This is a genomic window from Acidovorax sp. Root402 (assembly GCF_001425125.1).
Taxonomy (GTDB): Bacteria; Pseudomonadota; Gammaproteobacteria; order Burkholderiales; family Burkholderiaceae_C; genus Acidovorax; species Acidovorax delafieldii.
In genome coordinates this window covers 69,503-89,714 of record NZ_LMDQ01000001.1, presented here as the reverse complement: position 1 = coordinate 89,714, position 20,212 = coordinate 69,503, and the positions used below count along the sequence as shown (strand labels likewise).

General features: G+C 67.5%; 16 protein-coding genes. 5 read left to right on the top strand and 11 right to left on the bottom strand.

Going from position 1 to position 20,212, the window contains the following annotated elements; genetic code table 11:
• Positions 1-6: 6 nt before the first annotated feature.
• The 4 genes from ASC83_RS00425 to ASC83_RS00410 all read right to left on the bottom strand — a co-directional run bounded on the left by ASC83_RS00425 (position 7) and on the right by ASC83_RS00410 (position 8,535).
• Entirely contained in the window at positions 7-1,185 is a 1,179-nt protein-coding gene (locus ASC83_RS00425) for an MFS transporter (RefSeq protein ID WP_056056675.1), read from the bottom strand.
• A 563-nt stretch (positions 1,186-1,748) separates the two neighbouring features.
• Complete coding sequence (locus ASC83_RS00420) at positions 1,749-3,581, bottom strand: IPT/TIG domain-containing protein (protein ID WP_056056673.1); 1,833 nt, start codon at positions 3,579-3,581, stop codon at positions 1,749-1,751.
• Positions 3,582-3,706: 125 nt separating this feature from the next.
• On the bottom strand, positions 3,707-4,762 hold the full coding sequence (locus ASC83_RS00415; RefSeq protein ID WP_056056671.1) for a helix-turn-helix domain-containing protein: 1,056 nt from the start codon (positions 4,760-4,762) through the stop codon (positions 3,707-3,709).
• Positions 4,763-4,776: 14 nt separating this feature from the next.
• Positions 4,777-8,535, bottom strand: coding sequence for a fibronectin type III domain-containing protein (locus ASC83_RS00410; protein WP_082522269.1), 3,759 nt, complete (start codon positions 8,533-8,535; stop codon positions 4,777-4,779).
• Positions 8,536-8,739: 204 nt separating this feature from the next.
• Between ASC83_RS00410 and uvrA the strand changes: the two genes are divergently transcribed.
• Complete coding sequence (gene uvrA, locus ASC83_RS00405) at positions 8,740-11,829, top strand: excinuclease ABC subunit UvrA (protein ID WP_056057610.1); 3,090 nt, start codon at positions 8,740-8,742, stop codon at positions 11,827-11,829.
• A gap of 13 nt (positions 11,830-11,842) precedes the next feature.
• Here uvrA and ASC83_RS00400 read toward each other — a convergent pair whose 3' ends face one another.
• The 6 genes from ASC83_RS00400 to ASC83_RS00375 all read right to left on the bottom strand — a co-directional run bounded on the left by ASC83_RS00400 (position 11,843) and on the right by ASC83_RS00375 (position 15,949).
• Entirely contained in the window at positions 11,843-12,415 is a 573-nt protein-coding gene (locus tag ASC83_RS00400; protein WP_056056668.1) for a hypothetical protein, read from the bottom strand.
• Positions 12,416-12,625: 210 nt separating this feature from the next.
• Positions 12,626-12,877: a hypothetical protein gene (locus ASC83_RS00395; RefSeq protein ID WP_056056666.1), complete on the bottom strand. Its 252-nt coding sequence runs from the start codon at positions 12,875-12,877 to the stop codon at positions 12,626-12,628.
• 155 nt (positions 12,878-13,032) lie between these two features.
• Entirely contained in the window at positions 13,033-13,533 is a 501-nt protein-coding gene (locus ASC83_RS00390) for a GNAT family N-acetyltransferase (protein ID WP_082522268.1), read from the bottom strand.
• Positions 13,534-13,597: 64 nt separating this feature from the next.
• Positions 13,598-14,476, bottom strand: a complete 879-nt coding sequence (locus tag ASC83_RS00385; protein ID WP_056056664.1) for a PA4780 family RIO1-like protein kinase — start codon at positions 14,474-14,476, stop codon at positions 13,598-13,600.
• Between the two features lie 61 nt (positions 14,477-14,537).
• Positions 14,538-15,299: a tRNA-uridine aminocarboxypropyltransferase gene (locus ASC83_RS00380; protein ID WP_056057603.1), complete on the bottom strand. Its 762-nt coding sequence runs from the start codon at positions 15,297-15,299 to the stop codon at positions 14,538-14,540.
• 29 nt (positions 15,300-15,328) lie between these two features.
• A complete protein-coding gene (locus tag ASC83_RS00375) occupies positions 15,329-15,949 on the bottom strand; it encodes a trans-aconitate 2-methyltransferase (protein ID WP_192419261.1) in 621 nt (206 codons plus the stop codon).
• Between the two features lie 124 nt (positions 15,950-16,073).
• On the opposite strand from ASC83_RS00375, the gene ASC83_RS00370 reads away from it, so the two are divergent.
• The 4 genes from ASC83_RS00370 (at position 16,074) to ASC83_RS00355 (ending at position 19,710) form a co-directional block, all read left to right on the top strand.
• Positions 16,074-17,330 (top strand): hypothetical protein, encoded by a 1,257-nt coding sequence (locus ASC83_RS00370; RefSeq protein ID WP_056056661.1) that lies wholly within the window; start codon positions 16,074-16,076, stop codon positions 17,328-17,330.
• Between the two features lie 44 nt (positions 17,331-17,374).
• Positions 17,375-18,067 carry a PQQ-binding-like beta-propeller repeat protein gene (locus ASC83_RS00365; protein ID WP_082522267.1) on the top strand — a complete coding sequence of 231 codons (693 nt, stop codon included), beginning with the start codon at positions 17,375-17,377 and terminating at the stop codon, positions 18,065-18,067.
• A 184-nt stretch (positions 18,068-18,251) separates the two neighbouring features.
• Complete coding sequence (locus ASC83_RS00360) at positions 18,252-19,073, top strand: DUF899 domain-containing protein (RefSeq protein ID WP_082522266.1); 822 nt, start codon at positions 18,252-18,254, stop codon at positions 19,071-19,073.
• 25 nt (positions 19,074-19,098) lie between these two features.
• The gene (locus ASC83_RS00355; protein WP_056056659.1) at positions 19,099-19,710 is read left to right on the top strand and encodes a hypothetical protein; all 612 of its coding nucleotides are present in this window, start codon (positions 19,099-19,101) and stop codon (positions 19,708-19,710) included.
• Here the strand turns inward: ASC83_RS00355 and ASC83_RS00350 are convergent, their stop codons facing one another.
• Positions 19,711-20,094 carry a VOC family protein gene (locus ASC83_RS00350; protein ID WP_056056657.1) on the bottom strand — a complete coding sequence of 128 codons (384 nt, stop codon included), beginning with the start codon at positions 20,092-20,094 and terminating at the stop codon, positions 19,711-19,713.
• Between the last annotated feature and the right edge of the window lie 118 nt (positions 20,095-20,212).

Genomic DNA, 20,212 nt, shown 5'->3' with positions numbered 1-20,212 from the left:
ATGCGTTCAGTGCCCGCCACGCCCCACGGGCCGCAGCGGCCAGGTCAGCACCAGCCACAGCGCCGTGAGCGCCGTGGTCACGGCAAACAGGCCTGGAGCCCCGGCCCATTTCACCAGCGCGCCACCCATCGCACCGCCCGCAAACAGGCCCAGAGACTGCAGGGTGTTGTAGCTGCCCAGCGCGGCGCCGCGCAGCTGGGCTGGCGCCATGCGCGACACCAGGCTGGGCTGGCTGGCCTCCAGCGCATTGAATCCGCAGAAAAAGACGAACAGCAAAGGCCCTAGCACCCACAGCGTGGCAGGCACACCGCTGGCCGCCAGCAGGCCCAGCCCCGCCTGCACCACCAGCACCAGGGCAATGGCTCCGAGCAGGGCTGCGCGCAGTCGGCCCGCACGCTCCAGCGCAAACAGCCCGCCCATGGCGGCAAACGACAGCACCACGGCGGGCAGGTACACCTGCCAGTGGTGGTCTTTGGTGAGTCCTGCCTGTACCAGCATCGCGGGCACGGCCACCCACATGGACAGCTGCACGGTGTGCAGCACAAACACGCCGAGGTTCAGGCGCAGCAGGTCAGGGTGTCCCCACACATCGGCCAGGCGGCCCCGGGTGGCGTTCCGATGCAGCGCAGGCTCGGGCGGCACCCACCACACCACCACGGCCACACCGGCCAGGGCCAGCGCACAGGTCAGGCCAAACAGCCCCGCCAGGCCGATATGGGCAGCCAACATCGGTGCCGCCACCAGCGCCACGGCAAACATCAGCCCGATACTGCCGCCCACCAGCGCCATCGCCTTGGTGCGCACGCTGTCGCGTGTCTGGTCGGCCAGCAGGGCGGTTACGGCTGCCGACACGGCCCCCGCGCCCTGCAGCGCCCGGCCCAGCAGCAGTCCGGTCAGAGAATCCGCCAGCGCGGCCATCAGACTGCCGCCTGCGAAGACGAGCAGGCCGAGCACGATCACCCGCTTGCGCCCGAAGCGGTCGGAAGCGATGCCCAGCGGCAGCTGCAGGACTGCCTGCGTCAGGCCATAGATGCCCATGGCCAGACCCACCAGTGCAGGGTCGTCGCCGCCAGGGTACTTGCGTGCCTCCAGGGCAAACACGGGCAGCACCAGGAACAGGCCCAGCATGCGCAGCGCAAAAATGAGGGCCAGGCTGACGCTGGAGCGACGCTCCAGCGCGGTCATGGGGGTGGCGGGTGCAGAGTGCTGCGGGGCAGCTGCGGCTGTCAGGGAGGAATAATCCGGCACGGTGGTGCGCTAAGGTCCGGTAAGCAAAAGCGAGATTTTCGCGCATTGGCCCTGACGGCCCATTGCAGCCGGCCCTGTGGCCCTGACTTTCAGCCGGAATCCTGCTTGGAATGCCGATCCATCCACAGTATCCGTGCGGCGAGTGCGGCCAGCAGGCCCAGTGCCCAGGGGTTGTCCACGGGGGTGGGAACGTGGGAGCCGTCGTGGGAGGTGGCGCCATGAGGGGCCCGAGGCGCTGGTGCCGCGGATTGGAGCTCCTGGGCCGCTGTGACGTCTGCGGTGCACAGCAGGGCCACGGCAGTGGTTTCGTGCGGCGTAGGTAAGGGCAGGGCTTCGGTACCGGCCTTGGCTGAGAGGGCTGTGCACAGGGCCGCTCCTGCCCAAAGCAAGTGCCGTGAGGGCGCGGTGGCACGTCGGTGGAGCTGCCCTGCGCACTGTGGCATGCCTGTCGAAGAAATGCCAAAAATCGCCTGCAGTGCTGACCTGTATTGCATCGATAGCTATCTTTTTTGATTTGTTTTGCGCCCCAATCCCACCCACAGAGGCAGCGCCAGCGCCAACACAGTCAGAGCCCAGGGCCCCAGTGCGGGTACGGAGACTGGCCCTGTCCCCCCACCCGCTCCCGCCAGCAGCACGGGCAACCCGGGGTCGGTGATGTGGCCTGGCACGGCGTCGCTGTCGCCAAGGCCACCGTCGGTCAACGTTAGCGTCACGCTACGGCGGTCGGGGGCGAACACCGCCGTGCTGCCGGGCAGCGCATACCAGTGGGGCTGGGCGCAGGCCGCTCCGTTGCAGTTCAGGCCCTGGGGGCTGGGGCCGTATTTGAGGTACACCGCACCGGCCGGAACGGGCTCGCTGTAGTGCACGGTGAATTGGGCACTGGAGCCTGCGCTGCCGCCGCTGAGCACCAGGCGCAATGCCCGGTGCTGCGTACTTGCGCCGCCAGGCAATGGTGCGGGTAGCGCGGCGTCGAGGACCGCTGTGTCCAGGCCCCAACCCTGGTTGGTGGCTGGGTCAGGCAGCGCGAGCGATGTGCGCAACCCTCCGACGCCGGACAGGGGCCAGGGCGCGCTGCATTGGCGCGAGTCGGCCCCACCGTTCTGGCCCGCGCAGGTCCAGGCAAAAGCCCATGAGGCCGCGGCCACGCTGCCTGCTGCACCTGCGCTGCACAGGCCGGCCGTGGGTGGGGTGATGCGCTCCTGCCCGTCTGCCGCACCACAGGCTCCGTCGGCGGGCGGAGAGACGAAGGCGAAGACCGCGCCGCTCAGTACGGCCGTGCCGCTCTCCGCCACCACCTGCACGGTGGCATTACCTGCCGCATGAGACGGGGTGAGCACATCGATGCGGGTGTCGTCCACTGCATTGAAACTGCTGGCGGCCACGCCGCCGAAGCTCACGCGCGTCGTACTCAGCAGCCCGCTGCCACGCAGCGTTACAGGGGTGCCGCCCGTGGTGGGCCCGGTGGTGGGGCTGGCACTGGCCAGCGCTGGCGCCGAGGCATACAGGAAGAATCCCTGGGCCGTGCCAAGGCCGGTTGTGACTTCCACGCCTGCCGATTGCAACGGCGCCGGGGGCGGAATGGCGGTCACCTGCGTGGCACTGTCTACAGTGAAGGAGAGGGCGGACTGACCAGCAAAGCGCACCGCCGTGGTCCCTGTGAGATTGGTGCCGGTCAGTACCACTGGTACCCCGCCCGCAGGGGGATTCCAGCGCGGTGCCACGCTGGTGACGGTGGGCCGCAATTCAGGCGGCACGGTGTAGGTGAAATAGCCCATGGAGTGCGGCATATGGGCGATGGGCGTGGAGATCTCGAACATCACCGTAAGGCCTGCCGGCTGGGGCGGCGCGACAGCGATGATCTGCGTGTCGCTGTCCACGGTGAAGCGGGTGGCGGGTTTGCTCCCGAACAGCACCGTCGTCGCCCCGGTGAACCCGCTGCCGGTGATGGTGACCTCGGTGCCGCCGAGCATTGAACCTTCGCCGGGGCCCCAGTTCGTGATGTTGGGCTGGGGCACATAGGTGTAGCTGCCTGCCGCCGCCGTGCCCAGGGCGGTGATTAGTTCAACTGCGACGGTGCCACGGGCATGGGCAGGCGTGGTGGCCGTGACGCGGGTGCCGCTGCCGTCGACGATGAGGTTGGTGGCATCCACGCCGTCAAAGCGAACGGCCGAGGTGCTGCCCAGGTTGGTGCCAGTAAAGACCACCTGGGTCCAGCCCATGGTCAGGCCCTCGGTGGGCGCAAAACTGGTGACGGTGGGTTGAGCACAGGCCAGCTGCGGGCTGCACAGCACGGTAGCGAGCACGGCTGCAGCCAGTTTGCGGATGAATTGCATGGGGGAGTGCGCAAGGGGGGAACAGGCGGTGACCCATGCTAGGCGTGGCCGTCACTTCGGCTTGACTGTGCGTCTCAACGTTTTTGACCGGCTGTTTCGGCGGCATGCAGGCGCCGGGCGCAGGGTTACACCTGCAGAGTGCGCACCCAGTTCGCGTATTCGACTGTGGAGGGGGCTGCCTGGCTGGCAGTACCTGCTGCGGCGGCCAAGGCGCCGCCCGCCATGGCCCGCACATCGCTGGGCGTAAGGCCGAATGCCGCACGGAAGGTCCGGCTGAAATGTGCCTCGCTGGAGAAGCCGCTGCGCGTGGCGACCTCGGCCACCCGCAGACGGCGATTGGCGGGGCTGGCCAGCGCATGGAAGGCGCGCAGCAGCCGACGCTGCTGTACATAGTGCGCCACACCGCCCAGCGGCTCGAACAGGCGGTACAGCAGGCTGCGCGAAATACCGAAGTGTTGGCACAGCAGCTCTGGGCGCAGCGGCGCTGCCAGGTTCTGCAAGATGTGTCGCTGGATGCGTTCCAGCGTCACCCTCTGCAGCTCGGCCCGCGCCTGGGCATGGGTGTGGCGGCTTGGCCGTAGGCACGCGGCCAGCATCTGGGTGGTGGCTTGCACAACGGCTGGGGCCTCTGCGAGCGTCACGTCCGGCAGGCGTTGATGCAGAGACTGAAGATAGTCGCTGAGCAGTCCGCCCAGGGCCGTACCCTGCCGCAGCACCGTGCCATGAAGGTCAGCGTCGCGCCCGCCGAAAGACTCGGCGGCGATCTCGCGCGGCACCACTAGCGACAGCACATGCGAGGGCTGGGCATAGGTGCGTTGCGTGCGCCCCAGGTCGAACACGGTGATGTCGCCCGGGCGCACCTCCATGTCCACGCCGTCATCATGCTGGCCGACAAAGCCACCGCTGCGGTACCACTGCACCAGGTAGTGGTCCACACCGTCGCGCGCTACGCGGGGCGAACCGCGTGAGAACTGCTGGCGCCCGAAGTTCAGGTCTCCCACCAAGAGCGCACCCAGGTGGCGGGCGGTGACTGAGGCCTGGAAGTCCTTGGGAGGCTCGTGCCCCACGGGAGCCACATCGAAGATCACCGAGATGCTGCAGCGCCAGGCTTCGAAGCGCTCATCACCCACCAGCTGGTCGGTAGCGAAGACGGTGGAAGGCAACGGTCCGGTGGATGGCATCGCAGTCCCGGATTTCAGCGGTGTTGGTGACGGCGCCTCAGGCCTAGCCAACCCAGGACCGCGACCAGCACTGCCAGAGCCCAGGGGTTGTTGACGGGAATGGCGGCTGCATCCGATCCGACAAAGAAGGCAGGTGCAAACGGGTCACGGATGCTACCGACAGCGTTGTCGGAGTCTCCCACACCGTTGTCCGTCACGGTATAGCTCACGGTACGCCGGTCAGGGCTGAGGGTTGCCCCCGACCAGGCGAACCAGGTAGAAGCCCCCGCACCTGCTGTGGCAGGGCCAAACTTCCAAAACTGGATGCCGGCGGGCATGGGGTCTGGATAGTTCAGCGTGATGGTGACACTCCCCGAGCAGCCGGTGGCGAGGAACTCGAACCCTCCATGGGGCAGCGTGAGGTTGCCAGGCACGCCGACGGGCGCCATGAAACTGGTGCCGCCTGGGTTCAGGGTGCAGCTCGCACCTCCGCCTGATAGCGTCGCAGTGGCCAGGCCTGCCATGCCAGGCACTGCGCCAGACACTGACAGTTGCGCATTGACGGTGAAGCTGCGGCTGACTTGCGGTGCTGGCAAAAAGACGCCATTGCCTGCTTGGTCGGCATTGATGGTGCAGCTGCCCGCCGTGACAAACGTCAGTGCCCCCCCGCTGGTGATCGTGCACACGCCGGTGGTGGACGAGGTGAACGCAACGGCCAGACCGGACGTGGCCGAGGCAGACAGCGTGGGCGTGGTGCCGAAATTCTGGCTGCCAGGATTGGCGAAGGTGATGGACTGTATGGCCTTGGGCGTGACGGAGTTGGATGCCGAAGACGCAGGCCCTGTCCCTGCAGAGTTATCCGCCGTCACGGTGAAGGTGTACGCCTGCCCGTTGGTCAGCCCCGTGACGACAATGGGTGATGCGGCCCCGTAGACAGGCGCCACGTCAGGTGGAGTGACGGTGACCGTATAGCCCGTGATGGCGGTGCCGCCGGTGTTCGCTGGTGCGGTGAAGGCCACCGAGGCCTGCGTATCACCTGCTATGGCCGTTCCAATGGTGGGAGCACCGGGCGCGATGGGGGTCACGGTAAAGCTGCGCGACACCTGGGGAGCTGCCAGGTACACACTGTTGCCAGCCTGATCGGCATTGATGGTGCAAGTCCCGGCCGTCCCGAAGGTCAGAACCCCCGCCGGGGTGATGGTGCAAACACCGAGGGCGGATGACGTGAAGGCCACGGGCAGGCCGGAGGTGGCAGAAGCACCGCCACCCAGGACAGCCAGATCAGGTGAGGTGCCATAGTTTTGGCTCCCCGGGTTGGCAAAGCTGATGGTTTGCACTGCCTTGGGTATGACGGAGTTGGACGCTGCCGACGCTGCCCCTGTGCCTGCGCTGTTGGTGGCCGTGACGGTAAAGGTATATGCAGTGCCATTGCTCAGGCCACTCACGGTGATGGGACAGGCTGCGGGCCCCGCGCAGGTGCCGGTTTTGCTGTCGGGGTTGGAGGTGGCTGTGTAGGTGGCAATGGCTGAGCCGCCATTGCTGGCGGGCGCTGTGAACGTGATGGTGGCCTGCGTGTTACCCGCAGTTGCAGTGCCGATGGTGGGCGCGCCAGGAACCATGGCATTGATGGCAAACGTTTGGGATACGGTTGTCGCGGCGTTCCAGACGTTGTCGCCTGTCTGGGCGGCGACGATCGTGCAGTTGCCTGCAGAAACCAGGGTCAATGCCCCGCTCCCAGTGACGGTGCAAATGCCTGGGGTGGTGGAACTGAAGCTCACAGGCAGGCCCGAGGTCGCAGACGCCGTGAGGGAGAGGGACGTTCCGAAGTTCTGGGCGCCAGGGTTGACAAAGGTGATGGTTTGCTCGCCTTTCGGGGTGACAGGCGCTGACGGCGATGACGCTCCACTGGAGCCGATGGCATTGGTGGCGATGACTGTGAAGGTGTAGGCGGTCCCATTCGTCAGGCCGGAGACGGTGATGGGCGAGCCGGCCGCCGAGCCGGTGAGCCCCTGCGGGCTGGACGTCACGGTGTAGCCCGTGACGGCTGAGCCTCCGTTGCTGGATGGCGCACTGAAAGACACGCTGGCCTGCCCATCCGCTGGCGTGGCCACCACACCTGTGGGGGCTCCCGGTGCCATGGCCTGCACGGTCACTGTGATAGTGCGTACGGCGCTATTGGACCCGTCGCTTACCCGCACTGCAAAACTGTCATTGCCGCTGTAGTTGGATGCGGGCGTGTACGTGATGGTGCCAGACGGCGCAATGTCGGTTCCTCCTGAGGCAGTCGCTGTACCGTTGATGGTGAGCGTTCCGTGCACCGGCGCCGTCTGAGCGGACCATGTCTCTGTCTGTCCGGTGTCGGTATCGCTCACGTGGAGCAATGACTTGATGTCTGTGGCGGCAGCGTTCGCGCTGACCGTGAGCGTTGTCGTGGCGCCAACGAAGCTGGGTGCGACGTTGGTCATGGTCGTCGTCACCTTGGTGGTGCTGTTGCTGGTGCCGACATCGGTGCCATCATCAGGGACCAAGGTGAACGTGGTGGTCACCGTGCTCCCCGTTGGGCCTTGCTGGTACGTGGGCGTGAACACCAGACCCCGCAGGTTGGTGGTCACGGTGGCTGGTGCCTGGGCTGTCAAGACGTAGCTACCAGCGCTGCCCGTGAGCCCTGTGCCCGCGAGCGTGCCATTGGCTGCTGCGTAGCTGATCTGCACCGAGACAGCATCGCCGTTCGCGTCCGAGACAGTAACGCCTGTGAACGGTGCAATCGTGGCGTTGTCGTTGACCGCACCGGAAGTCATGAAACTGCCACTCAGGCTGGGGCGGGTATTGGTTGTGACGTTGGCGCTGCTGGAATAGGCGCTATGGCCGTTCGCATTTCCGGCGGATACCCGGTAGTAGTAGGTCGTGGCTTCAGCGAGGCCCGAAACGAGGGCTGGCGAGTCGCCGACGCTGGCCGGGTTGTAGCCAGCAATGCAAGAAGTAAACCCCGCGTCTGTACATACCTGCAAGCGGTACGCGTCTGCGCCGGTGGCGGCAGCCCAGTTGGCTGTGAAACGATCGGCGCGGACATTGCTGACTGTCTGCAAGGTGGGCGCTGTGGGCACTGTGGTGGTGCTAACCGTCGCGGATGGAACACTGTCCCCGCCGCCGTTGTAGGAGCGCACTCGGAAGTAGTAGGTCGTCCCCGCGTTGCTCAAGCCAGTGACCGTGGCGCTGGTCGGGGGGGTGGGCGAGGCTGTAATTACCAGTCCGTTGTAGCCGGGGTGAAAGGTCGTAAACGCCGCGTCGGTTGCGACGTCAAGCTTGTAGCCCACTACGCCGGGCACGCCGGACCAATACACGGTCGTGCTCCCACCGGAGATATAGGGCTGTACCCCGGAATTCAGCGGTCCGATCGTAGGCGCATCAGGTGCTGGCACCGTCACGCCCTGCTGTACGTTGATCTTGCCGCAGGCCGAGTTGGTGCTGTTGTAGCCCGTACCGGCGACGGGTGTGCCGGCCGAAGAGGGTGCGTAGAACGCAATGGTGCTGTTGTTGAGGTCCGTGCTACCCAGCGAATTGCTGACGACCCAGTTATCCTGCCCAAAGATGGAGGCGCGGTACAGGTACCAGCCGCTGCCGTCATAGCGGGGCACGCCGTTGAGCGTGCCGTTTTCGTTGTAGTTCCCGACAATGGAAGGGGGCCAGGCGTTCTGACAACCGCTACCCGCGCCGCCATCCTGTATGGCGTAGTTGACGGCGTACGAAGGGCAGGCCAATAGAAGGCCCAGGGCTGCGCCCAGAATCCATTTCATTGCATTTCTCCCTGAGACCCGCTTTCGGCATCGCCGAGGTCATTGCTTCGGGCGAAATGTATCCAAGGCGTGACTGAATCTTTTTTGTGAAGGCGTGATGTTAACAATTGGCCACAGGGCTTTGGAGGGGTTGTAACAACGCGACACGACACCGCCGCCTCTCGCCATAGCGAGCAGGTCATGACCCTGGTGGTCTCGCCTATCATGGTGGGTTTTCCTGCACCGAGCCCGCCCGTGACCCCTCCCCCTGTTGCCGACGACCGATCCGCCGATGGTGTCTACCTCGCCCGCGCCCTGCGCGAGCAGCGCATCAGCATCCGGGGGGCGCGCACGCACAACCTCAAGAACATCGACCTGGACATTCCGCGCAACCAGCTGGTGGTCATCACGGGGCTGTCGGGCTCGGGCAAGTCCAGTCTGGCGTTCGACACGCTGTATGCCGAGGGTCAGCGGCGCTATGTGGAGAGTCTGTCGGCCTATGCGCGGCAGTTTCTGGGGCGGCTGGACAAGCCGGATGTGGACCTGATCGAAGGCCTGTCGCCCGCCATCAGCATTGAGCAGAAGGCGACCAGCCACAACCCGCGCTCCACTGTGGGCACGGTGACCGAGATCCACGACTACCTGCGCCTGCTGTATGCCCGCGCTGGCACACCGTTCTGCCCCGACCACGGCCTGCCGCTGGCCGCGCAGACGGTGAGCCAGATGGTGGACGCCGTGCTGGCCTTGCCCGAGGACACCAAACTCATGGTGATGGCCCCCGTGGCACGCGAGAAGAAGGGCGAGTTCACAGAGCTGTTTGCGCAGATGCAGGCGCTGGGCTACATCCGCTTTCGGGTCGATGGGCAGATCTACGAGCACGATAACCTGCCGCCGCTCAAGAAGACCGAGAAGCACGACATTGACGTGGTGATCGACCGGGTGAAGGTGCGCGCTGACCTGCAGCAGCGCCTGGCCGAGAGCATTGAGGCGGCCCTGCGCGTGGGCGGCAACGAGGGCAATGGCCGCGTGCTGGCGCTGGAGATGGACACGGGCCAGGAGCACCTGTTCAGCAGCAAGTTTGCGTGCCCGGTGTGCAGCTACTCGCTGGCCGAGCTGGAGCCGCGCCTGTTCTCGTTCAACTCGCCGATGGGCGCCTGCCCGGCGTGCGACGGCATTGGCCAGCGCGAGGTGTTCGACCCGGCGCGTGTGGTGGCCTTCCCGTCCCTCAGCCTGGCCAGCGGGGCCATCAAGGGCTGGGACCGGCGCAATGGCTACTACTTTGCGATGCTGGAGAGCCTGGCGCGGCACTACACCTTCGATATCGAGGCGCCGTTTGAGTCACTGCCCGCGCCGGTGCAGCACGCCATCCTGCACGGCTCGGGTGATGAAGAAATCGCCTTCAGCTACATCATGGACAGCGGGGCCTCCAAGGGCAAGGTGCACACCAAAAAGCACCCGTTTGAAGGCATCATCCCCAACATGGCGCGCCGCTACCGCGAGACGGATTCGGTGGTGGTGCGCGAAGACCTGGCACGCTTTCGCAGCACCCAGCCCTGCCCCGAATGCCACGGCGTGCGCCTGCGCCGCGAGGCCCGCCATGTGAAGGTGGGCGAAGGCCCACAGGCCCGTGCCATCTACGAAGTGAGCCACGCCACGCTGAGCGACGCCCATGCCTGGTTCAAGGCCCTGCAGCTTACCGGTGCCAAGGCCGAGATTGCTGACAAGGTGGTGCGCGAGATCGCCACGCGCCTGCAGTTTTTGAACGATGTGGGCCTGAGCTATTTGAGCCTGGACCGCAGCGCTGAAACGCTCAGCGGTGGGGAAGCGCAGCGCATTCGCCTGGCCTCCCAAATTGGATCGGGCCTGACGGGCGTGATGTATGTGCTCGACGAGCCCAGCATCGGCCTGCACCAGCGCGACAACGACCGGTTGATCGCCACGCTGCAGCACCTGCGCGATATCGGCAACAGCGTGATCGTGGTCGAACACGACGAAGACATGATGCGCGCCGCCGACCATGTGATCGACATGGGCCCCGGTGCGGGCGTTCACGGCGGGCGGGTGATGGCGCAGGGCACGTACGACGAAGTGCGCGCCAATGCGCAGTCGCTCACGGGCCAGTACCTGTCGGGCACGCGCACCATCGCCGTGCCCCAGCGCCGCACGCCTTGGTTGCCGGTGCTGGACCAGCCTGCGCCCGTGGTGGAGGCCAAGCCCAAGTCGCGCTTTCCGCAGACCGAGGCCAGCAAGCGCCGCGCCGAGCGCATGGCCGAGCACCATGCGCGCCAGGGCGCCGTGCAGGCGCTGCGCGTGGTGGGTGCCACGGGCAACAACCTCAAGGGGGTGACGGTGGACTTCCCGGTGGGACTGCTCACCTGCGTGACGGGCGTGTCGGGCTCCGGCAAAAGCACCTTGGTCAACGACACGCTCTATGCCGCCGTGGCGCGGCAGGTGCACCGTGCGCACGAAGAGCCGGCCGAGCACGAAGAGATCGTGGGCATCGAGTATTTCGACAAGGTCATCAACGTCGACCAAAGCCCCATTGGCCGTACGCCGCGCAGCAACCCCGCCACCTACACCGGCCTGTTCACGCCCATCCGCGAGTTGATGGCCGAGACCAACACCGCCAAGGAGCGCGGCTATGGCCCCGGGCGCTTCAGCTTCAACGTGTCGCAGTCTTCGGGCGGCGGCCGCTGCGAGGCCTGCCAGGGCGACGGCGTGGTGAAGGTGGAGATGCACTTCTTGCCCGACGTGTACGTGCCCTGCGACATTTGCCACGGCCAGCGCTACAACCGCGAGACGCTGGAGGTGTTGTGGAAGGGCAAGAACATCGCCCAGATCCTGGAACTGACGGTGGAAGACGCTGCCGCCTTCTTCAAGGACGTGCCCACCATCGCACGTAAGCTGCAGACGCTGCTGGATGTGGGCCTCTCCTATATCCGCCTGGGTCAGGCGGCCACCACGCTCTCGGGCGGCGAGGCGCAGCGCGTGAAGCTGGCGCAGGAGCTGAGCAAGCGCGACACGGGCCGCACGCTCTACATCCTGGACGAACCCACCACCGGCCTGCACTTTGCCGACATTGACCTGCTGCTCAAGGTGCTGCACCAGCTGCGCGACGCGGGCAACACCATCGTCATCATCGAGCACAACCTGGACGTGATCAAAACCGCCGACTGGCTCATCGACATGGGCCCCGAGGGCGGTGCGGGCGGTGGCACCGTGGTGGGCGTGGGCACGCCCGAGGAGCTGGCGGCCAACCCGGCCAGCCATACGGGGCGGTATCTGGCGCCTTACTTGAAAAAAACGCCCGCCTGAGCCCTGTTGCCCGTCAGGGCGTCTTGCTCACAAACGCCACGGTCAGCCCCTTGGCCGTCACGGTGATGGGCCCTGGCTGCAGGCCCAGACCGTCAAACACCGCCGTGTCTTGCGGGCGCAGTTGGTGCAAAGTAACTTCGCGCAGCGACTGTTCGGCCAGCAGCGGGCCGTAGGCATTGAGCAGCTCGGTCACCGCCGGGCGCAGGCTGGGAAACTCCATGCGTCCCAGCTGGATCTGGTGGGCGCGCAGCGTGCGGTCGGTGGCCTCATAGCGCAGCGCAAACTCCACCTCCAGGCTGCCCTGGTGGCTGCGCCGCAGCGCCGGGCCGGCCACATCCAGCGCCATGGCTGCGCCCAGCCGGTTCACTTCGGGCAGCAGGCGTAGGTGGGGCGCCTGCACGCTCAGGTTGAACAGGCCTTGTACCGGCACGTTGCGCGGAAACTTGGGGTCCACCATGGCCTGCAGTTGGGCCAGGGGCACGGTGTAGCTGGGCTGTGCCAGCGCGCCCCGCGCCACCAGCAGCACCGCGCCGCCCAGAGCGAGGCCCCGGGTGGCGTGGGTCAGGAATCGTCGGCGATGCAGCATGGGGGCTTTCCGTCAAAACCGTTGTGACACCGCGGTAGCAAAAAGGTGCCCAAGGCTTGCTGCAGGCGTTGTTACCAGAAGTTTGTGGATTTTGGGGCGATAGCGCTAGTGCTATATGCCTTGGGCGCTATCAAAATAGGTGCATTTGCGCGCGGGCTGCGGGATGGCGGTGGCGGGGCTCGGCCGCCACCGGTGCGACCAGCGCCGCGCTCAGCGCCCCACGACCGACCAGCCCGCCCGCTGGTTGTTCTTGTCGTTCTCGTACTCCCACGCGGTGCCGCAGCGGTCGCACACGTAGCGGGTGATGGTGACGGTGCCGTCCTCACGGTCTTCCTTGCGGTTGCCGCGCTGCACCAGCTCGGCATGGCCCGGCGCCTTGCGCCAGTTGCGCTGAATGCCCTGGCAGGGCTCGCACAGGGCCATGGGTTTGAGTTCGTTCTGTCGGGCCAGGTCTTTGGTCATGGGGTGGCAGCCGTCGTGGCTGGTATGTGGGTGGGTTTGTGTGTGCGGGGCGGCTACTGTAAGGCACCTGCAGGTGCAGGGGCACAGCGCTGTGGTTTCATTTCAAGCCAAATTGACCTCTGGCGCTTGATTGATAAGCGCAACCAGCTATCAAATCAGGACTGATCCCTCAGGCGGGCCGCCAAGGCCTTGGCCATGCGCGCGTTGTGCAGCACCACGCCCGCACGCTCCACCTGCTGGCGCGCTTCCACCACGAAGCCCTGGGCGGCAAAAAAGGGCTCGGCGGTCAGGCTGACGTATGCGTGCAACTGGGCAATGCCGCGCTGCGCCGCTTGTGCGTGGATGTGTGCCATCAGCGCCCGTGCCACGCCCTGTCGTGCGAACGCCGGGGCCACAAAGAACATGTCGATATAGCCGTTGGCCTGCAGGTCGGCAAACCCGGCGATAGCACCACTGCTCTGCGCCTGCGCGATGAAGGGCTGGTTGGCCCGCATGCGCTCTGCCCACTGTGGGGCGTCATGGTGCTGCGGCGCCCAGGCCGCGAGTTGTTCGGCGGTGTAGTCTTTGCAAGCTAGGCCATGCACCGAGGCATGGAAAACGGCGCGCAATGCAGGTTCGTCGCCGGGGCAGAAGTTGCGGATGGGGATGAACGGCATGGCGGGCAAGCGACACTGAAAAAGGCCGCGATGGTGCCACAGCCCTGCGCGGTTGGAGACGGCGTCAGCCCGCCGCCATGCGCAGCCTGCGCGCTGCATCTTCGTCGCGCGCGTCGTCAATCTCGCGCAGCACGGCCTGCATGTCCACATCGGGATGCGTCGGCGCATAGATGCCGGTGAGCGGCGTCTCGTTGCTCAGCAGCCCGCTCTGGTACAGGCTCCAGATTTCGGGGCCGTATTGGGTGGTGCGCAGCTCGGGGGCAAACTGGCCGAAGAAGTCGCGCAGGTTGGCCACGTCGCGCAGCAGCATGCGCTGGGCGTGGTTATTGCCCGCAGCGTCCACGGCCTGGGGCAGGTCGATGATGACGGGGCCGTCGTGGCCCACCTCTTCACCTTCTGTGCCCGGCAGGTGGGCCAGCAGGATGTTGAACTCCGACAAGTCCCCATGCACCACGCCCGCACACAGCATGCGCACCACCTCGGCCACCAGCGTGGCGTGGTGGGTGCGCGCGTCTTCGGGGGTGAAGCTCACATCGTTCAGGCGCGGGGCCGCATCGCCGTGGGCGTCGGTCACCAGCTCCATCAGCAACACGCCGTCATGAAAGTTGTAGGGCTGCGGCACACGCACGCCGGCGGCGGCCAGGCGGTAGAGCGCATCGACCTCGGCGCTTTGCCAGGCGGCCTCTTGCTCTTGCCGGCCAAATTTGCTGCCCTTGGCCATGGCACGGGCCGAGCGCGAGTTCTTGACCTTGCGGTTCTCGGTGTAATCGACGGCTTGGCGAAAGCTGCGGTTGTTCGCTTCTTTGTAGATCTTGGCGCAGCGGGTTTCGTCACCGCAGCGCACCACGTAGACCATGGCCTCCTTGCCGCTCATGAGCTGCCGGACCACGGTGTCGATCAGGCCTTCCTCGATGAGGGACTGCAGGCGGGGGGGAGCTTTCATCGGTGCATTTTGCCCGTGTCGCGCAATCCCCCGGCGGACCGTGTGCCAAAGTGCGTTTTGCTCAGCCCGTGCTGCACACCGCGCGCAGCCGCAGGTGCGTGGCATCGTCCGCAGCCACCGGCAACTGGTGCTTGGCCTGCAGGTAGTGGTGGGTGAACACGTCCAGGTATGCCTCCAGCGCCTGTGCGGCCTGCAGCTCGCCCGCCAGTTCCAGGCACAGCGCGCCGACCTCGGAGGTGCAGAAGTGGTCCATGCGGGTGGATCGGCGCAGGTGGTAGCGCGAGAGCTGCTCGGGCTGCAGGCTCAGCACGGGCAGGTGGTTGAGGTAGGGGCTCTTGCGGAACATCTTGCGCGCCTCGGGCCAAGTGGCGTCGAGCAGCACGAACAGCGGGCGTTTGCCCTCGGCCTGGGCCACCTGCGTGACCACGCGTTCGGGCGCCACGAACTCGCCGGGGAACACCACATACGGCTGCCACTGCGGGTCGGCCAGCAGCGCCAGCAGGTCGGGGTTTACCTCGGTGCGCGCCCAGCCAAACGCATAGGTGTCGGCCACCACATCGGCGATCAGCCAGCCGGTGTTGCTGGGCTTGAGGGGCTCGATGTCCGCCATCAGCAGGCACATGCCTGCACGCGTGGGCAGCACGGGCCGCAGCGCGCAGATGCAGTGGCTGGGCACCAGGCGGCAGCCTGCGCAGCGCTCGCCCTTGGGGCCGCCCCGGGCCAGAAAGGGCTTGGCACTGCGGGCCAGGCGCTCGGCGCGCAGGCGTGCCACCGCATGTGGTGGGGCAGGTGGTGTGACGGACGGCGTGTCGGTGGTGGCCACGTTGGTCGCCGAGGGGGCTGCGGGCTGTGTCACCGGCCGCCCGCACGTTCCAGCGCAAACAGCGGCAGCTCTGCCAGCGGGCTCAGCCACACGCCACCACCCAGCTCGGTAAAGCCCTCGCCCAGCGTGCGGCGGTACAGCTGTGCGGGGTGGCGGAACATGCGCGGGTCGGTCACCTGCTCGTCCACCACATCCTGCTCCCAGTCCTCGCGCGCGACGGCCTCCACATACAGGGCGCCCCGGCTCAGGCGCGCCAGGTTGCGCATGGCCTTTTGCACGTCCGCCTCGCTCAGGTAGGGCAGCACGCCCTGGCAGATGACCAGGTCGTAGGGCGTGCGGGCCTTGTAGTCCACCACCGAGCCGCGCTCCCACCCAAACCGCTGGCACAGGTATTCGCTGAACTCCACGCCGTGGAACTGCGCCTGCGGAAAATGCCGTGCGATCACATCGCGCCACAGGCCAATGCCGCAGCCCACATCCAGCACCCGCCGCACGGGCACGCGCAGGTACTGCAGGTAGCTGCACACAAACGCGCCCAGGCGCTCGGTGTGCGCCGGGTCCACCACGCTGGTCTTCTTGTCGAAGTAAAAGCGCTGGTAGTACGCCTCGTCAAAAATGGCCGCGTCTGCGCTGCCGGTCACTGGTTTCACTGCTGCTTCCTTTTGCCGCGAACCGCCTGCGGGGGCAGCCGCACGATGGCGATTCGAGGTGGCTGTTCGAGGCGGCGAGTATCGCCCACGGGCGTATGGACCTCTGGCGGTGTAGTCTGCGGCCATGGATTCGCTGATCTCCGCATCCGCCCGCGCACTGGCCGCCGGGGACCCGCTGGGCGCCCTCAAGCGCGTGGCCCTGCGCGACGACCCACCCGCCCTGGCCTTGCGCGGCATTGCCATGGCGCAGCTGGGCGAACACCCCCGTGCGCGCGACCTGCTGCGGCAGGCTGCGCGCGCCTTTGGCACCCACGAAGCACAGGCGCGCGCCCGCTGCGTGGTGGCCGAGGCGGAGGTGGCGTTGGCCATGCGCGACCTGGGCGGGTCACCCCGCCCGCTGCTGGAGGCGGCCGACACGCTGCAAGCCCACGGCGACACCGCCAACGCCACACAGGCGCGGCTGATTGCGGCGCGGCGGCTGCTGCGCATGGGCCGCCTGGACGAAGCCGCAGCGGCCATGGACGCTATGGCGACCGCCCCCACAGCGGGCGACCTGCCCCCCGCCCTGCGGGCCATGGCCGACCTGACCCTGGCCGAGCTGGCGCTGCGCTCGCTGCACATCGCCTCCGCCAGCGCGGCGCTGGACCTTGCGCAGGGGGCCGCTGAGCAAGCCCATGTACCGGCCCTGCTGGCTGAGGTGGCGCAGGCGCGCGCCGTGCTGGATCAACCCGCAGCGCGGCGCGTGGGGGCGGGGGTGGACCAGCCGCTGCGCCTTTCCGATGTGGCAGACCTGCTGGCATCGGGCGCGCTGGTGGTGGATGCATGTCGGCGCTGCGTGGGGGTGGGCGGTGGCCCCCCCATCACAGGCGCCGGCGTGTGGCAACTGCTGGCACGCCGGCCCATCCTGTTCACGCTGGTGTGTGCGCTGGCGCAAGCCTGGCCCGGCGATGCCGAGCGCGAGGCGTTGATTGCGCAGGTCTTTCGCACCCGCCACCCGGACGACACCCACCGTGCGCGGCTGCGGGTGGAGGTGGGGCGCCTGCGCGCGCTTCTGCGGCCACTGGCGCGTATCGAGGCCACAGCGCGCGGCTTTGCGCTGCAGCCCTTGGACGCACGGCCCGTGGTGGTGCTGGCGCCGCCCATCGATGGCGAGCAGGCGGCGCTGCTGGCTCTGCTGTCGGACGGTGCGGCCTGGTCTACCTCGGCGCTCGCGTTGGCCACGGATGCCAGCCAGCGCACCGTGCAGCGCGCGTTGGCCGAGCTGGAAGAACAAGGCCGTGTGCGCTCCATCGGCCGCGCGCGTGCGCAGCGCTGGCTGGCGCCGCCGCTGTCCGGATTCACGACGATCTTGTTACTCCCTGCTGCGCTGCCGATTGCATAAAGTGGACGCCAAGCCCCCACCGGGCTACCCCACAGGAGCCAACCATGACCGCATGCACCCACAGCGACCCGACACCCGCCACCCTCCGCCACCACCCTTCCCAACCCGCCGAGATCGTGCGCGAATACGGCCCCTTTGCGGGCGCGGACAGCGTGCACGGCGTGACCCACGACGGCCAGCATGTCTGGGCGGCCACGGGGGCGCACCTGGTGGCCTTCGATGCCGCCACGGGCGAGACCCTGCGCACGCTGGCCGTGGCCAGCGATGCCGGCACTGCGTTTGACGGCAGGCACCTGTACCAGATCACCGAGGCGCGCATCGACAAGATCGACCCCGCCACCGGCCGGGTGGTGGCCTCCATTCCTGCACCCGGCAACGGCAACGACTCGGGCCTCACCTGGGCCGAGGGCAGCCTGTGGGTGGGCCAGTACCGCGACCGCAAGATCCACCAGATCGACCCCGCCACCGGCGCCATCCGGCGCACCATCGAGTCCGACCGCTTTGTGACCGGCGTGACCTGGGTGGACGGCGAGATGTGGCACGGTACCTGGGAGGGTGACGAGAGCACGCTGCGCCACATCGACCCCGCCACCGGCGCCGTGCTGCAGCAGCTCGACATGCCTCCAGGCGTGGGCGTGAGCGGCCTCGAATCAGACGGTGCCGACCTCTTCTACTGCGGGGGCGGCGGCAGCGGCAAGGTCCGCGCTGTGCGCCGGCCCAAGGCGGCCCGCACCTGAGCCCCTGACACCTTCAGCCCTTGAGCGACGCGGCGCCCCGCCGCAACCACCACCCGTTGCCACCACAGGCCCTGCGTGCATCACGCGATGTCGCAGTCCGGGGACAGGTGCGCCTGCCAGCGCCTCCCTCCCCACGCAATTCTCCGTCCCGCAACGTCATCCACCACCCATCAGGAGCACCCCCATGAACGCACCCACTTCCCACCCCGTGGTTTCTGCCGACGAATGGCTGGCCCAGCGCCACGCGCTGCTGGCCCGCGAAAAGGCCCTGACCCGCCTGCATGACGAGGTCGCCGCGCAGCGCCGCGCACTGCCCCGGACCCGCGTGGACAAGCGCTACACGCTGGACACGCTGCAGGGTCCGCGCGCCTTGGCCGACCTGTTCGATGGCCGCAGCCAGCTGCTGGTGCAGCACTTCATGTTTGGCCCGGGGTGGGAGCAGGGCTGCCCCAGCTGCTCTTTCATGGCCGACCACATGGGCGGCATGGAGCTGCACCTGCAGCACCGCGACGTGTCGGTGCTCGCCGTCTCGCGCGCGCCGCTGGCCGAGATCGAGCGCTTTCGCCAGCGCATGGGCTGGCAGTTTCGCTGGGCGTCATCGCACGGCAGCGACTTCAACCACGACTTTGCCGTGAGCTTCACGCCTGAGCAGCGCGCACGCGGCAACGGCGAGGTGTTCTACAACTACGGCATGCAGCCGTTCCCCGCCGATGAGGCGCCGGGCATCAGCGTGTTTGTGCGCAGCGATGCAGGCGAGGTGTTCCACGCCTACTCCACCTTCGGGCGCGGCGTGGAGGCCATGATGGGCACCTACCAGCTGCTGGACCTCACGCCCCAAGGCCGCCACGAGACCAACCCCGCCTACCCCATGGACTGGGTGCGCCACCACGACCGGTATGCACCTTTCCTGCCAGCGGCTGGGTCTGCGGCGGCACCAGCTGAACAGGCGCCACAGCCTTCACCGGCCCACACGGCGCCGGGCGGGTGCTGCTCCACACGGGGCTGAGCCACACACGGTTGAGACCGCGACCATGGACGCCACCCTCTGGTCCTGGCTGGCCATCGCCGCCATGGGGGCGCTGCACGGGCTCAACCCCCTCACGGGCTGGGGGCTGGCCACCGCCTGCAGCCTGCACGCCAACGACCGCAGCATGCCGCTGCGCGCACTGCTGCCCATGGCCTGCGGGCACCTGGCCGCCGTGGCATTGACGGCGGCTGCGGTGGTGTGGAGGCTATCGTTATCGCCATCCGCGCTGCTGGCGGTAGCGGGCGGCCTGGCTGGGGTGGTGGTGCTCGCTCGCGCGCATTTGCCGGCGGCGGTGTGGCATCGCCTGCGCAAGCCGGCCGGGCCCGTGGGCATGGCGCTCTGGTCCTTTGGGGTGGCCACGGTGCACGGTGCCGGGCTGGCGCTGGTGCCTGCGCTGGCGCCGCTGTGCGGGGGCGATGTCGCTGCAGGTGGGGTGGCCTCTGGGGGCGACCGGCTCTCCACCCCCTTGCTGTTCGCGCTGGCCACGCTGGGGGTTCACACCCTGGCCATGCTGGCCGTCACCGGGGCCATGGCCGCTGCGGCCTGCCGCGGTGTGCAGGGCGCCCAGCGCTGGCTGCAACGCTACCGGGGTTGCAGCGGGGGGCCTGCCCGTTGATCAGGCCTTGGCCGGGCGGTGCAGGGCGCAGATCTTGTTGCCGTCCGGGTCGCGCAGGTACGCCAGGTACAGCTTGCCGCCGGGGCCTTCGCGCCAGCCGGGTGGGTCTTCGCAGGTGATGCCACCGTTCGCTACACCGGCGGCGTGGAAGGCATCGGCCTGCTCGGGCGACTGCATGGCAAAACCGATGGTGCCGCCATTGGCAAAGGTGGCGGGCTCGCCGTTGATGGGGGTGGTGATGCCAAAGGTACCAGTGGGGCCGCGATAGAAGTAGCGGTTCTTGTTGGCCACCCCGGGCGGTACGCCCAGCGCCCCCAGCAGCGCGTCATAGAACTTCTTGGACCGCTCCAAGTCGTTCACACCGACCATCACATGACTGAACATTCATCGTCTCCTGTAGGCCCCTCAGGGGGCGGGTTGTGGCCAACGGTTGGCGTTGGCATGTTAGCGGGTGGCTATCGCCATCACCGGCGCGGGCCACAAGCCCCTGTGCGGCACTCAG

Excerpts from the sequence above, each read along its gene's own strand:
- ASC83_RS00425 (WP_056056675.1), bottom strand. The coding sequence starts at position 1,185 with ATGACCGCGCTGGAGCGTCGCTCCAGCGTCAGCCTGGCCCTCATTTTT.
- ASC83_RS00420 (WP_056056673.1), bottom strand. The coding sequence starts at position 3,581 with ATGCAATTCATCCGCAAACTGGCTGCAGCCGTGCTCGCTACCGTGCTG.
- ASC83_RS00415 (WP_056056671.1), bottom strand. The coding sequence starts at position 4,762 with ATGCCATCCACCGGACCGTTGCCTTCCACCGTCTTCGCTACCGACCAG.
- ASC83_RS00410 (WP_082522269.1), bottom strand. The coding sequence starts at position 8,535 with ATGAAATGGATTCTGGGCGCAGCCCTGGGCCTTCTATTGGCCTGCCCT.
- uvrA (WP_056057610.1), top strand. The coding sequence starts at position 8,740 with ATGGTGGGTTTTCCTGCACCGAGCCCGCCCGTGACCCCTCCCCCTGTT.
- ASC83_RS00400 (WP_056056668.1), bottom strand. The coding sequence starts at position 12,415 with ATGCTGCATCGCCGACGATTCCTGACCCACGCCACCCGGGGCCTCGCT.
- ASC83_RS00395 (WP_056056666.1), bottom strand. The coding sequence starts at position 12,877 with ATGACCAAAGACCTGGCCCGACAGAACGAACTCAAACCCATGGCCCTG.
- ASC83_RS00390 (WP_082522268.1), bottom strand. The coding sequence starts at position 13,533 with ATGCCGTTCATCCCCATCCGCAACTTCTGCCCCGGCGACGAACCTGCA.
- ASC83_RS00385 (WP_056056664.1), bottom strand. The coding sequence starts at position 14,476 with ATGAAAGCTCCCCCCCGCCTGCAGTCCCTCATCGAGGAAGGCCTGATC.
- ASC83_RS00370 (WP_056056661.1), top strand. The coding sequence starts at position 16,074 with ATGGATTCGCTGATCTCCGCATCCGCCCGCGCACTGGCCGCCGGGGAC.
- ASC83_RS00365 (WP_082522267.1), top strand. The coding sequence starts at position 17,375 with ATGACCGCATGCACCCACAGCGACCCGACACCCGCCACCCTCCGCCAC.
- ASC83_RS00360 (WP_082522266.1), top strand. The coding sequence starts at position 18,252 with ATGAACGCACCCACTTCCCACCCCGTGGTTTCTGCCGACGAATGGCTG.
- ASC83_RS00355 (WP_056056659.1), top strand. The coding sequence starts at position 19,099 with ATGGACGCCACCCTCTGGTCCTGGCTGGCCATCGCCGCCATGGGGGCG.
- ASC83_RS00350 (WP_056056657.1), bottom strand. The coding sequence starts at position 20,094 with ATGTTCAGTCATGTGATGGTCGGTGTGAACGACTTGGAGCGGTCCAAG.